The following is a 13,776-nucleotide window of genomic DNA, read 5'->3' as shown; positions in this document are numbered from 1 at the left end:
TAACGACGAAAAGGAAGCAACAGAGGAAGAAATGGTAGTTAATTAAAGGGATTAACGACCAAAACGAGGGAGCAGTCTGGAAAATGCGATTTAATCGATCGGATTAACGACGAAATTGAAGGATTAGATCAAAATCTGGTAGTTATTAGGTGTCATGCGAACTATTTTTTAAAGCGGTTCTTGCTATTCATATTATTTTTAAAGTCATTATAAGTCAGTATGACTCCCCAACAGCAGCTCTATAAAAAATTCACCTTAAAAATAGCCTTTACCCCCGATATAAAAAATTTTATCAGCATTATTCTATGTGATAGAAAATTTATCTCCGTTATGCTCAAATTTATCTATGTTATAGGCTATGTCTTCTTACAGGATGAGCAGGCATTGTAGTTGCCTTTTTTCAAAAACCACACTCTCCCGGTATCCAGCTAATACTCATTGTAGGCGTGAGCCCAAATATACCCTAATAAACATAAATGGGCTTGTCCATCTGCGACATCCATTATTTCACTTCGTCTATTGTAGTGAGGTGAAAATAATGAGGAAATTCAAACAGGTATTTACAGCAGGTATTATTTCTCTGGCGGTTATTTTTTCAGGGGGAGCAGTTCAGGCGGATCACAGCGGGGATAGAGAGGTAGCTGTGGTTGAGAAAGGGGATACTCTTTATGCGCTTGCAAATAAGTATCATACGAGTATAGCCCGTATTTCAGAGCTGAATCATCTTGAGGGCACCACTATTTATCCTGGGCAGCGCCTGATTCTTTCAGAAGATGAGGAAGCGTATCATAAGATTATGGCTGGTTCTTTTAGTAAAAAAGAAAATGCGGCAAACCGAGTTTCTTTTTTACAGAAAAAAGATATTCCAGCAGTTATGAGCACGGCTGTCATCAATGGCAAAACGCATTACCGCGTACAGGCAGGTGCTTTTAAAAATAAGAAGAATGCCGAGAAGCAATTAAAGGCAGTGAAAAAAGCAGGCATAAAAGATGCTTACATTATCGCTGAAGAGCGGCTTCAAATATTCGGCTTAGCACCTGGTGATGCTTATGATGACATCCTATCCAGAATGGGCGAGCCGAAAAAGACCGAAGCTTATCTAAATATTGAAAGTCTTTATTACCAAAATGATGGAGCCGGGGTTAGGGTGACGAAGAATATGAAGGATGGCACCATTGGCAGTCTGGCCGTTTATCCGGAATATTTAAGTGAACGGATGTTTCCGGCATTGCCATTTACAAAGGAACAGGTTATAGAGGAATATGGCCAGGCAAATAAAACCGAGTCTGTAACTTGCTATGAATCAGCAAAGTGCGTGGAATTAATCTACCAGCTTGATAATCATGAACTTAAAGTGCGAATTGACCGTGATGGTTCAACGGTTCAATTTATGGAGTTAACCCATTTAATTTATCGTTAATAGCCAGTCGGAGGTCCCAGCGCCTCCGACTTTTTTGTAAGGCTGCGTTAAAGCTCCCTGTCTAACTAAATCAGTTGCTATGAGCGGACCGGTCCAGGGCCTACTTTAAAAACCACTATGCAGGACGGTGCAGATATTGATGTGAAATTTGTACAAGAATCGCAAAGCATTCTTAAAAGGGGCATGGAATACGCTTGATCAGCTTTATGGAGCTAGCACGCCCCATAAGCTTTTGGAAATTCTCGATGAAGTGAATCAGCGGGTTAAACGGTAAATAGCAGGAAAACATTTCTATTGAAATCAAGGGGAAATTATCTTATTATAATAAAACAAGCTGCATTGTACGTAATCATAATAAAGTTTTAACCTTTAAGCTGAAATAGGGAGTTTAACATTGAAACAGGAATGACAAGCCTCTGTCTAAACGACAAGGAGGACAGGCAGGAATGTTTCTGCGAACACCCACTTTGAGGAGTGGTGGTTTAAAACTTTCTTATAACCAGTTACGGCAAGGGCGGCTACATACTTACGTTATCAAACCAGTTTCCAATCGGGGGCTGGTTTTTTTATTATGAAAAAAGCCGCATAGAGCGGCCGGTTTAATTGCTTTTCACACCATAGAGGATACATCCTACCCCACCTATCACCCATAATATCTTAGTAAGAGAAACTTTGTCTGCCATGCCGGTCAGCCCTATGACAGTCGTGATCAGCAGGATCGGCGGCCCAACAAGGGCGAGGGAGCTATTTACAATAAGCGCTTTTTCAATATCATTAAATTTTATAATTAAAAGAGCCACAAAAATTTCAAGGCACCCTGATATTAAGCGCAAGAGCGCCATCCCGAGAATAGCCTTATCTAAAATGAAAAACATACAAACCCTCCTAAAACTTCCTGTCTTAATATATGTACAAACCTCCGACCGCAGGACAAGATTTCCACTTTTCTTCAAAAAAATGCTTCAGTTTTAGAGAATTCTTTAAGTTAATACGGGGATTATAAGCAGAGATGGAAATTCTGAAAGGAGATTAATATGGAAGATATAACCTTTTTTGTAAAAGAAGCAGTTAGTGAACAGCCCATTCAGACCCTTGAAACCATTTTAATGGGTATGGAAGGAATCGAAAGGGCTTTGGTCGACATAGAGGATGGGGAAGTAAAGATTACATACAATGGAAACCAGGTTGCTCAGGAACAAATAAAAAATAGAATTCAGCAGCATGGCTTGCATATCCTTGAACAATAGGTGGCCTAAACTTGGAAAAAGACCCTACCCGCACAAAAGAACATAATAAGCCGGAACCGGCCAACCGAGCTCTTCATGAGCAGGGAAAAGAAGATGACTTAATTCAGTCTGAAAAAATGCGTTATAAAAATGCTGATGAGATTTACGAATAAATAAAAGCAAAAAAAACCCTTATACCTTTAAAAGGTTAAGGGTTTTTTATGGTTCATTAAAAGAAGGGCTGGCGAAGGAGTTTCCTTATGATATAGCTTCCTGCATTGAAGGGAAGGAAGCACTTGTTCTGGAAATAGAGTTGAAGGCAATGGTGTGGTCAAAATTAATATAAAACAGTGTCCGGGAGTGGACACTATTTTTTTGAAATATTAATCTTTTTTCCTCTTCATAGCATCGGCAACAAACTCTACTTCGGTGCCGACAATGATTTGCAAATTCGTTTTGCTAAGCTTCATAATCCCTTTTGCGCCATGTGCTTTCAAAGCGCTTTCCTGAACTTTTTCTATGTCCTTAATGTTTAAGCGGAGGCGAGTCGCACAGTTATCAATCGAAGTGATATTCTCTTTGCCGCCAATATCATTGATAAAATGGCTGGCCATTACTTCATATTTGTTATCTCCTTCAACTACAGATGCTTCCTGATCTTCCTGAATTTCTTCATCTTCTCGTCCAGGGGTTTTCAGGTTGAGTGCTTTAATTAATCCATAGAAAATGACGAAATACAGAACGGCATAAATGGCACCGATTCCAAGCAGTAAAACCGGCTTTTCAGCAATATTAAAATTTAAGGCAAAATCAATCGCTCCTGCCGAGAAAGTAAAGCCATCTCGGATACCCAATAGTGAAGTTACCCACATGGATACCCCAGTTAAAACAGCATGAACACCATAAAGTAGCGGTGCGATGAACATAAATGAAAACTCAATTGGCTCTGTAATTCCTGTGAGGAAAGACGTTAAAGCGAGACCGATAAACATACCGGAAACAACTTTTCTTTTTTCTGGCTTCGCTGCAGCGATAATGGCAAATGCAGCTGCCGGAAGTCCAAACATCATGACTGGGAAGAATCCGGTCATATAAGCACCTGCTGATGGGTCTCCCGCAAAGAAACGGGCGATATCTCCATTAACCCCTTCAAATTCCCCAAATTGGAACCAGAACAGACTGTTTAATACATGGTGAAGGCCTAAAGGAATGAGCAAACGATTTAAGAATCCGAATAGACCAGATCCAACTGCACCCAGGCCAATAATCCAGTTGCCCAATCCATCAATGGCGCCTTGAATTGGAGGCCATGCAAAGCCGGCAATCGCAGCCAAAAGAATCATCGTTACAGAAGTGATAATGGGAACAAATCTTCTTCCGCTAAAGAAACCAAGCCATTCCGGAAGTTTAATATCGTGAAAGCGGTTGTATAATAATCCAGCAATAATACCAGCAATAATCCCGCCAAGCACGCCCATATTGATATTTTCATCGATCGCTGTTGCACCTTCTGTTAGCACTAGAAAGCCGATTGCACCTGATAGTGCGGCAGCGCCATTATTGTCTTTGGCAAATCCCATAGCTACCCCAATCGCAAAAATCAAAGCCAGGTTGGCAAAAATAGCATTACCGGCATTTGCGATAAATGGTATGCCTAATAAATCATCTTGTCCAAAGCGAAGCAAAAGGCCTGCAGCGGGCAAGACAGCGATTGGCAGCATTAATGCCTTACCAATACGTTGTAAAAATCCTAACATGTCTATCTCTCCTTTATCAAAAAGTAAAATTAAGAAAGCGTTTTATCGAACTGTCGTTATCATACCAAAATATTAATATAGTTGTCTATACCAATACCCAAAGAAAAAATTAAAATTTATCATCTAAAAAGCAAGGAGACTGATAATGAACATTCTTAGAAAAGATCCTAACCAAATAATTGGTATAGACAACTATACTTAATGGTGATACTATACATATCGTAAAGAAATGAAAAAAAATATAGATCATTTTATCTTGTTTAAATGTGTGGAATTATATACGGAAGAAAGTGAAATTTGAAAAGTGTTGACGCCTTCTGTTTTTCAATCTAATTTAAAGGAAAGTTTGATCCTTATGATCAATTAGATCTAAATATGACAATTTGCAGGGAGAAATTACCTTTAGCAAGGAGGAAATAAATGATGAACATTTTAAAAATGAAAAATTATGAGGAAATGAGCAAAGCTGCCGCTGATTATATTATGAATAAAATTCGCCAACACTCTGATATTACGCTGGGATTGGCAACCGGAGGGACGCCGGTAGGAACATATAAGAATCTGATTCAAGACCACAGCCAAAACGGGACATCCTACAAGAATGTTACCACCTTTAATTTAGATGAATATATCGGGCTTTCCGGGGAGAATCGCAACAGCTATCGCTATTTTATGAACTCGACTTTATTCGATCATTTGGATATTCAAAAGAAAAATACACATATTCCAAGCGGTGTTGCCAAGGATATGGAAGAGGAATGTCTGAATTATGAAGGCATGCTAAAACATCATGGGGGCATTGATCTTCAAATTTTGGGCATTGGTAGCAATGGCCATATCGGCTTCAATGAACCGGGGACACCATTTTCTTCTAAAACTCAAATTGTTGATTTAGCTTCTTCTACAAGAGAAGCGAACGCCAGATTTTTTTCAAATATAAATGAAGTGCCGACCCAGGCGATCACCGTGGGAATATCGACCATTATGCAAAGCAGGGAAATCCTTCTGCTTGTCTCTGGAGAATCAAAAAGTGAAGCTGTCCAGCAGCTATTGTATGGAGACATAGATGAACAATTTCCGGCGTCTGTTCTTAGACTGCATCCCAATGTCAAAATCATCGCCGATGAAGCCGCTCTTGCCGGTTCAAGGGTTAAAGTATAAGACAGGGGGCTTTTGATCATGCTTGGACAATACCTGAACGAAATTAAGGGATTATTGGACGTAATTGAAAAAGATGAAGAACAAAACTTGAAAAAAGCTGCAAAGGCTGTTGCGGAATGCATCCAAAACAATGGGATTGTTCATGTCTTTGGCTGCGGGCACTCCCATATGCTTGGAGAAGAGCTATTTTACCGGGCAGGAGGGCTTGCTCCTATTAACCCTATTTTAATAGAGGATTTAATGCTTCACAAAGGGGCAGTCCGTTCCTCGACTCTCGAAAAACAAAACGATTTTGCTGATCAATTTATGCAAAACGTTGAGATACAAGCCAATGATGTGGTGATTGTCGCCTCAACATCTGGGAGAAATCCTGTTCCGATCGATGTTGCAGAAATATCGAAGGCGAAAAGAGCTTTTGTCATTGCTGTAACTTCTCCACGCTATGCTGAAACTCAATCCTCCCGGCATAAAAGCGGAAAATACCTGTATATGTCCGCGGATTTGGCCATTGATAATCATATTGAAGCAGGGGATGCACTGATGAAGCACCCATCCATGGGTGCCAGTTTTGGATCAGCATCCTCCATTGCCGGTTTTGCCATCGTCAACAGTATAATGGTTGAAGCCGTTGAAATGATGCTTGAGAATCATTATGATCCGCCCGTCTTCAAAAGCGGGAATGTTGATGGAGCAGAAGACCATAACCGGGAACTTGTCGAAAAGTATAAAAAGAGGATTCCGATTCTGGAAGGGTAACTTGTATTTTGGGGTAATTGATACCCAGGCGAAAGCCGATTCTCTCCCGGATGTTCCAAAAACTGATGCCGAATTCGCGAAAGAAGTTCAGCGGGTGAACCGGGAATTCCCGGCAGCGTATTCTCTTATGTTCTGTGATAGCCGATGTTCATGCGGATTGTCCTGTAATCAGGATCAAGTGGCTCAAACTTTAGATAGCTGAATGATATGCTGCTTTTTTAACTAAATTTTAAACATATATTATTCAAAAATGGTGCATCCTACCAATTGGAGGTGCATGTTTTTGAAGCCATTTTCACGGTCCTTTTTAATTATAATGATGATTCTTCCCTGGCTGACAATGCCTTTTATTAAAAAAAGTGAATTCAGAAGGTTTCTCCCGGCCGCTGTTTTTATGAGTATATTTACAAAAATATTGAACATTGTGGCATACAAACGAAACTGGTGGCATTTTTATACGAGTATTCTCCCTAAAGTTAGAGGGGAAACTGCTTTTATTCTTGGACCGTATTTTTTGGCATCCTTTTGGGTTCTAAAATTGGCTTATGGAAAAATTAAAAAGTATATGATTATGAACGCCATCTTACACCTATTATTTGCATTTCCAGGAATGGCTTTTTTAAAATGGGCAGGTATAGGAACTTTAGCGCGCGTAAAAAATGTTCAGCTAGCAGGGATCCTCATGCTCAGAGCCGTTTTATTATATAGTTTTCAACTTGTTGTTGATGCTGTTAGGGAAAGAAAGTCTTTTTTTAAAAGATAACCTAACACGGAGCACACGATTTGCAAATAAACATTGAGAGTAATAGTTGCAAATTTGCTCTGAACTATACAAATAAAACAGGCATACGTGCAAATAAACAAGGCGTGAATTCCTAAAACGGGTTCTGATATCAAAAAAACCGTCCTGGATGTTGTTAATGTCCGGGAGCGGCTTTTTCATTTTAAAGAGCATCTTTGATCACTTTTTTTGAATAAATCACAGATAAAATACCGAAAATCGAGTAAAGGATGGTGTATAGCACCATTACTAAAATCATCGGCATCCAAAGTTCAGTTCCGAAGAAGAACCAGCCAGATTTAACTGCAAAATAACTGTGCATCAAGCCAATTACGAGTGGAATTCCGAAGTTAAAGGCTTGTTTGGCTTGAATTCCTCGCAATAAATCCCCCTGTGTAAAACCAAGCTTCCGCAAAATCGTGTAGTTGGGCTTTTCATCTTCACTTTGATCCATTTGCTTAAAGTAAAGTATACAGCCAGATGTGACCAGGAAAGTTAATCCAAGGAAACCGACAATGAACATGATCAATCCCATATTTGCTTTTTGGGTAGTGCTCATCTCCAGCTGGGAATCAGCCCTTCCACTGAACTCCATTTCCTTGAATAGCTCATTTACTTTTTCAACATTGTTTTTATCGGTCAAATTAATTCCGATAAATACAGAATGCTCAAGCTGGACTTCGGGATTAAGATCAGCCTTTAATCTTGAGTAAACCGTGTCGTCCACGATAGCAACTGGCATGCCGCCGCCTGTAAAATAAAAAGGAAGTACAAATTCCTCGTTTAAGCCCAAATAGTTTTGTTCTATATTCAAGGTTTTTCCCTTTAATTCAATGACCCCAGTATCCTTCAGCGTCATAAATTTTTGCAGCATATCATTATAACCCGTCAGCAATGTTTCTTCAGAATCAAGTTCGATGCCAGGGATGGATTTTTCACTTACAACCGGCAGAATCATTGAGGATGATTTTATATTCATTTCCTCCAGATTTACATCCAGTATGCTCTCCATATTGGCCTCTGCCTGCACGACTTCAATTCTTTTTTCCATAAAGTCTATTCCTGCTGATTCAAGAGCTTTTGTAAACTTTGCTGCATCTTCATTATTGGTCATCGTAAAGTGGGCAGGAAGGCTATCTTCTGCAGATTTTTCCGCCGAATAAAAGGAAATATAGCTCAGTGACAACAGTCCAATGGCCAATGCAGATACAGTTGTAATAATTGTTAATAACAACCCATTCGATTTCATACGGAACATAATCGATGATAATGATAAAACTTCATTTACATTCAAATAGCCATCTTTCTTTTTACGAATCATGTTGGCAATAAAGCTGACAGACCCTTTATAGAAAAGATACGTACCGATAATGACTGAAGCGAGTATGAATGTCATCGCCAGGAAGAGTTCATTCATGCTTGTAAAATCACCGCCAAAAAGCAGGGAAGAGACATAATAGCCGCAAATGATCATAATAATCCCAAAGACACCCATCAGCATTTCCCAAAGTGAAAGCTTCTTAACTTTTCCTTCCGAGACTGAAACCACCCTGAATAGGGAGAGGATGGTTTGTCTTTTAATAAAAGTGAAGTTCATCAGCATAATCAAAACATAAATTACTGTAAAAACAATCAGAGTCTGCAAAAGTGCCTCAACGGAAAAGTGCAAGGCCGCGACACCTTTAACTCCTGTCATCTTAAAAAGAATCATAAGAATCAATTTTGAAGCAGAAAATCCAATAAAGATTCCGATAACAAGAGAACCGAAATACAATAGCAAATTTTCAAGGCTCAGAAGCTTAAATATTTCATTCTTTGTCATCCCGATTAATTGAAAGAGTCCTATTTCTTTGCTCCGCCTTTTAATAAAAATACTGTTTGCGTAAAGAAGAAAGATAGAAACAATCGCGACAAGCAGAATGGATGCCGTTCGGATTGCAGCAGCACCTTTGATGGAGCCCTTCGCTTCCGTCATCGCAGGATCGTATTGCAGCGTGACAAAAGCGAAATAAAGAGCAACACTGAAGATAAGTGCAAACACATAGAGATAGTAATTTTTAAGATTCTTTTTCAGATTGCGGAGTATGAGTGTATTAATGCTCATGCTGGACACCGCCCAATACGCCCTGCGTTTTTATAACATCCTTAAAGAACGCTTGTCTGGATTGCTCACCCTTATTCAGTTGTGTATAGATCTGGCCATCTTTTATGAAAATCACTCGACTGCAGTAGCTCGCTGCGACCGGATCATGCGTGACCATGATGATCGTCGCATTACGCTTATGATTCAAATCGCTAAGCTTATTCAATAAATCGGAGGCGGATTTCGAATCAAGTGCACCGGTCGGTTCATCAGCAAAAATGATGCTTGGTTCATGAATAAACGCACGGGCGGCTGAAGTCCTCTGCTTTTGGCCGCCCGAAATTTCATTAGGGTATTTACCTTTGAGATCAAAGATGCCCAGCTCATTTGCTACAGCTGCAAACTTTTCATCTGCTGCTTTTTTTGGGGTTTTGCTGATTGTAAGGGGAAGGAGGATATTTTCTTTTACAGTCAGCGTATCGAGCAGATTATATTCCTGAAATATAAAGCCTAAATGCTCTTTGCGGAACTGGGCAAGCTGCTTTTCCTTCAGGCGGGTCATCTCTTCTCCTTCGATCTTAATTTCTCCCGAGCTCACTCGGTCAATTGAGGAAAGCACATTTAGCAACGTGGTTTTACCCGAACCCGAAGCACCCATAATGCTGACAAATTCACCTGTCTCAATCCGCAGATCAATCCCTTTCAGCACTTCCTGTTTATTAAATTTATTGCCATAGCTTTTATGAATTTTATTGGCTTCCAGAACAATCATGTGTAACCATCCTTTCTTTGATAGTTTCATTATAAAAACCAATTCCATATACTTCCTTCGATTGAGCGAACAAACTGCAAAAGCATGTGACATTTTTGTCACATGCCTGTTATGCTGACAAATTCGTTTCGTTTAGGGAATATCAGCGTAAAAGTTGAACCTTTTCTTGGCTCGGACTCCACCAGTATCGTTATCTTCAGAGGTTCCGCTGCTTTTTTCGCCAAATACAAGCCCATTCCGGTAGCAGATTGGTCCTGGTGGTTTACTGTTGAAGTAAAGCCTTTTTCAAAAATACGCGGCAAGTCCTTTGGGTCAATGCCCCTGCCGAAATCCTGGAACTCCATGATCACTTGGCCGTCTCTTTGAAAACTTAAGACATTGATATCTGATTCTTCACTATACTTTACAGCGTTGGTCAAAATCTGCCGGATGATAAAACTGAGCCATTTTGCATCGCTAAGAATCTCGGATTCTTCTAACTCAACCTCAAATCCGATTCCTTTTTGCATGCACCAGGATTGCAGAGATTTTATCTCGGAGAAAATAATATCCTCTAAATTTGTTTTTTCAATATATAAATCATTCTCCATAAAGGGAATCCGCTTTTGGTGAAGCTGCTGGTCAAGAAGGAGGTGAATGCGCAGCCACTCATAGGTTAGTGCTGTCTTTAGATTATGGTCCTCTAGACGGTCAATCATGAGGTGCATCGCTGTCAGCGGGGTTTTAACTTCATGGATCCACGAAAGCAAGTCATCTTTTTCCTGCTCTAGCAGCGTACGATTTTGAGTAAGCTCCCGTTTAAATCGTCCAGTTTGATTCACAATACCAGATTCAACAATTTCTTCAAAAGGGCTGCCTGGTTCAGGCATGCTAGTCATATCCAAATTTTCTTCACGTTCCTCAATCGCTTTATAAAATTTCGTTTCTTTTTGAAAACGAAGAATGAAAAATCCGATAAAAATCAGAAGCGATAAAAAGCTGCAGTATAGGAAAGGCTTTAGGGATAGTGCAGAATCTATGTAAATGATAAAAGCAGCAAGAATCTGCAGAAACAAAAAAAGCAGAATCCAGCTCAGCCGTTCTCTGACATATCTGCTAAACATGTGATGGATCCTCTTCGGTTGCCATATAACCCTGTCCGACTTTCGTTTCAATCCTGCTGCCCATCCCAATTTCATCAAGCTTTTTTCGCAAACGGTTTACATTCACCGTCAGTGTATTATCACTGATGAACCGCTTATCATCCCAAAGGCTATTGATAATCTCGTCCCGGCTGACAATTTGATTTTTCCGCTCAATCAGCAATTTTAATATGTATATTTCATTTTTAGTCAAATCAATGCTCCCGGCTTCAGCTGTGACCGTGTTTTTTTCATAATCTACAGTCGCACCGCACCATGTTTTCAGTTTACTTTGTACTGCACTGTAGTTATAAACCCGGCGCAGTATGGCCTGGATTTTTGCAATTAAGACATCAAAGTGAAAGGGCTTTTGAATAAAATCGTCAGCGCCAAGCTGCATCGACATGACCATATCTGTAGGGTGGTCACGAGATGACAGGAAAATGATTGGCACATTCGAATGCGAGCGAATCATCCGGCACCAATGAAAGCCATCAAACTTCGGCAGCTGAATATCAATGATCACCAAATCCGGTTCAATGCAGGAAAACTCCTGCATCACCTTACTGAAATCCTGAATCCCATATACATCATATGACCATTGTGACAACCGGTCTTTAACCTCGTTAAAAAGCGAGGTATCATCCTCAATTAATAACAGTTTAAACATAAAACGCACCACACTTTTGCTTGTTTGTAGGAATATTGTAAAGTAAAAGTTTGTTAATCGCCACAGAGATGCACGATTTTGGGGGAATTGGTATGGAAGTAATGGAAAAGTCCTTCTAAATTGATTCAGGGTTTTCACTTACATAATATTATTGTTTACCGGAATGTATCTGTTTGCTGAAAGTTTAAAGTAATCGCAGCAAGGCGAAAAAGTTTCAGATCGAGGAATCCTCGTTACGAGGCAAAAAGGTTCCAGTTCCCAACATAAACCAGCTAGATAGACTGAAATAGTTACAAATCGACGCAATTTCCCCTCGGTTCAACAAAAAAAGAACCGGGCAACCGCACCCGATTCTTTGAATAAATAAACCTATCATCCCGCAGCTGAAGCATCAAATCTTGTTTTCCCAGCACTTTCCTTTTTCCCATGAAGAATATAATAAAGTCCTGACGTAAGTATAATAAAGACGGACATCAAAGCATAAAGCGTGCTGTATCCTGTAACGGGAATGATAAACCCTAGCAAATATGGGCCGAATCCCAATCCAGCATCAAGAAAAATAAAGAAGGTTGAAGTCGCCAAACCCATTCGGCGGGTGGGTGTCAGTTTGACAGCTACCGCCTGTGTGCAGGATTGCATGTTTCCGAATCCAAATCCGATTAACGCTCCTGCCATTAGCAGGGTGAAGCTGCTGCTGGCTGTGCTTAACACGAACATACCTGCTGCAAAAATGGCAAAAGCAGGGTACATGACATAATTGGCGCCTTTAATATCCATCAAGCGGCCAGTAAACGGGCGGGAAATTAAAACCGCTGCAGAGTATACCAGAAAGAAGAAGCTTGCAGCGCTTACTAAATCAATCTCCATCGCGTAAAAGTTGATAAAAGAAAGGACGCCGGAGTAACCGAAAGCAATCGCCAAGGTTATAAATGCGATCGGAACTGCCTTTGGTTCAACAAAGTTAGAAATTTTGAAGGTTTTTGTCTCTGGTGTAGTATTTGAAGAAGCTTCAATTGGCGGCACGTATAAGAAGAATGCTGTGAATAGCGCAAAAACGCCCAATGCCAGACAGAAAAGAAAGATCGTTTGAAACGTTACTTGCTGCATCATAAATAAACCTATGAATGGCCCAACAGCAGTTGCAAGTGTGGCACTCATGCTGTAGTAGCCAATTCCTTCTCCTTTACGCATTGCCGGAATGATTTGCGCAACGATGGTTCCTGTTGCCGTACTTGCCATTCCCAGTGAAATGCCGTGAATGAATCGGTTGATCAAAAGAAAAGTAATGCCGATATTCACAAAATATAATAGTGTGGTCAGTGTAAAAAAGATTAGTCCTGTATATAACGTTTTTTTGCGCCCGATTGCATCAATTGCCCGGCCGATATATAGTCTGCCGATCAGCGTTCCAATGATAAAAATACCGGTTACAAGTCCGGCTTGGCTTGTCGTTGCACCATAATGATCGACTGCAAAAACGGCAATCGTCACCATCAATAAATAGAAAATGAATGTTAAGAAAAAATTGACCGATGAAACAATGATAAAGTCCTTTGTCCACAGTTTAGGTCTAGGATGCTTCAATTTTTTACTCTCCCTGCTGCTTTAAATTTTTCCGGATTTCGCTCATTAGGCGAATTCCCTCTAGCTGTTCCTCCTCAGATATTCCTTTTAAAATTTCCTGTTCAAATTCATCAATCGTCACACGGACTTCCAGGTAGATTCTTTTCCCAATCTCGGTAAGCTGCATTCTTTTTTCCCGTTTGTCCTTTGTTGGAACAGCTTCCAAATAGCCCATTTCTTCCAATTTATTAATGGTCCTTGTTACAGTGGGTTTTTCTACCCCCAGGTAGTTTGAAAGCTCCACAAGTGTTGCAGAACCTTCATTAAACAAATAATACAGGATGGACCATTGTGCTCTGAATAAATTGTGCTTGCTTAGCTCCACGTTCAGCCTGTTTTCAAAAGGGCGGTACATCAAAACAAGCCGGTGGAAGAATTTTTGAAAAGTCTTAATCTGAACAACCTC

At 40.1% G+C, this 13,776-nt stretch carries 14 protein-coding genes and 1 other RNA gene; 7 read left to right on the top strand and 8 right to left on the bottom strand.

Annotation, left to right across the window (positions count from 1 at the left end):
• Positions 1-538: 538 nt before the first annotated feature.
• Complete coding sequence (locus IQ19_RS00580; RefSeq protein ID WP_144538876.1) at positions 539-1,420, top strand: SPOR domain-containing protein; 882 nt, start codon at positions 539-541, stop codon at positions 1,418-1,420.
• A 328-nt stretch (positions 1,421-1,748) separates the two neighbouring features.
• Positions 1,749-1,945, top strand: a non-coding RNA gene (gene ssrS / locus IQ19_RS00575) — 6S RNA.
• 74 nt (positions 1,946-2,019) lie between these two features.
• Here the strand turns inward: ssrS and IQ19_RS00570 are convergent.
• Positions 2,020-2,295, bottom strand: a complete 276-nt coding sequence (locus IQ19_RS00570; protein ID WP_144538874.1) for a YqhV family protein — start codon at positions 2,293-2,295, stop codon at positions 2,020-2,022.
• A gap of 159 nt (positions 2,296-2,454) precedes the next feature.
• On the opposite strand from IQ19_RS00570, the gene IQ19_RS00565 reads away from it, so the two are divergent.
• Positions 2,455-2,667: a heavy-metal-associated domain-containing protein gene (locus IQ19_RS00565; RefSeq protein WP_144538872.1), complete on the top strand. Its 213-nt coding sequence runs from the start codon at positions 2,455-2,457 to the stop codon at positions 2,665-2,667.
• Positions 2,668-2,678: 11 nt separating this feature from the next.
• On the top strand, positions 2,679-2,819 hold the full coding sequence (locus IQ19_RS27625) for a hypothetical protein (RefSeq protein WP_158638713.1): 141 nt from the start codon (positions 2,679-2,681) through the stop codon (positions 2,817-2,819).
• 210 nt (positions 2,820-3,029) lie between these two features.
• Here the strand turns inward: IQ19_RS27625 and nagE are convergent, their stop codons facing one another.
• Complete coding sequence (gene nagE / locus IQ19_RS00555; protein ID WP_144538870.1) at positions 3,030-4,403, bottom strand: N-acetylglucosamine-specific PTS transporter subunit IIBC; 1,374 nt, start codon at positions 4,401-4,403, stop codon at positions 3,030-3,032.
• Positions 4,404-4,826: 423 nt separating this feature from the next.
• Here nagE and nagB point away from each other — a divergent pair, with 423 nt between their 5' ends.
• The 3 genes from nagB to IQ19_RS00535 all read left to right on the top strand — a co-directional run bounded on the left by nagB (position 4,827) and on the right by IQ19_RS00535 (position 7,083).
• A complete protein-coding gene (nagB, locus tag IQ19_RS00550; protein WP_199749367.1) occupies positions 4,827-5,564 on the top strand; it encodes a glucosamine-6-phosphate deaminase in 738 nt (245 codons plus the stop codon).
• Positions 5,565-5,582: 18 nt separating this feature from the next.
• Positions 5,583-6,320, top strand: coding sequence for an SIS domain-containing protein (locus tag IQ19_RS00545; RefSeq protein ID WP_144538866.1), 738 nt, complete (start codon positions 5,583-5,585; stop codon positions 6,318-6,320).
• A gap of 394 nt (positions 6,321-6,714) precedes the next feature.
• Entirely contained in the window at positions 6,715-7,083 is a 369-nt protein-coding gene (locus IQ19_RS00535; protein WP_242020841.1) for a hypothetical protein, read from the top strand.
• 181 nt (positions 7,084-7,264) lie between these two features.
• On the opposite strand, the gene IQ19_RS00530 is transcribed toward IQ19_RS00535, so the two are convergent.
• The 6 genes from IQ19_RS00530 to IQ19_RS00505 form a co-directional block, all read right to left on the bottom strand.
• Entirely contained in the window at positions 7,265-9,205 is a 1,941-nt protein-coding gene (locus IQ19_RS00530) for an ABC transporter permease (RefSeq protein ID WP_144538862.1), read from the bottom strand.
• Entirely contained in the window at positions 9,195-9,956 is a 762-nt protein-coding gene (locus IQ19_RS00525; RefSeq protein WP_144538860.1) for an ABC transporter ATP-binding protein, read from the bottom strand. Before IQ19_RS00525 ends, IQ19_RS00530 begins: the two co-directional genes overlap by 11 nt.
• A gap of 98 nt (positions 9,957-10,054) precedes the next feature.
• Positions 10,055-11,059, bottom strand: a complete 1,005-nt coding sequence (locus IQ19_RS00520) for a sensor histidine kinase (RefSeq protein WP_144538858.1) — start codon at positions 11,057-11,059, stop codon at positions 10,055-10,057.
• On the bottom strand, positions 11,052-11,747 hold the full coding sequence (locus IQ19_RS00515; RefSeq protein WP_144538856.1) for a response regulator transcription factor: 696 nt from the start codon (positions 11,745-11,747) through the stop codon (positions 11,052-11,054). Before IQ19_RS00515 ends, IQ19_RS00520 begins: the two co-directional genes overlap by 8 nt.
• 372 nt (positions 11,748-12,119) lie before the next feature.
• Positions 12,120-13,331 carry an MFS transporter gene (locus IQ19_RS00510; protein ID WP_144538854.1) on the bottom strand — a complete coding sequence of 404 codons (1,212 nt, stop codon included), beginning with the start codon at positions 13,329-13,331 and terminating at the stop codon, positions 12,120-12,122.
• Positions 13,332-13,335: 4 nt separating this feature from the next.
• A complete protein-coding gene (locus IQ19_RS00505; protein WP_144538852.1) occupies positions 13,336-13,725 on the bottom strand; it encodes a MarR family winged helix-turn-helix transcriptional regulator in 390 nt (129 codons plus the stop codon).
• Positions 13,726-13,776 lie beyond the last annotated feature (51 nt).

It is taken from the genome of Cytobacillus oceanisediminis, assembly GCF_007830235.1.
Classification (GTDB): Bacteria; Bacillota; Bacilli; order Bacillales; family Cytobacillaceae; genus Cytobacillus; species Cytobacillus oceanisediminis.
This window is presented reverse-complemented; position numbering and strand designations above follow the sequence as displayed.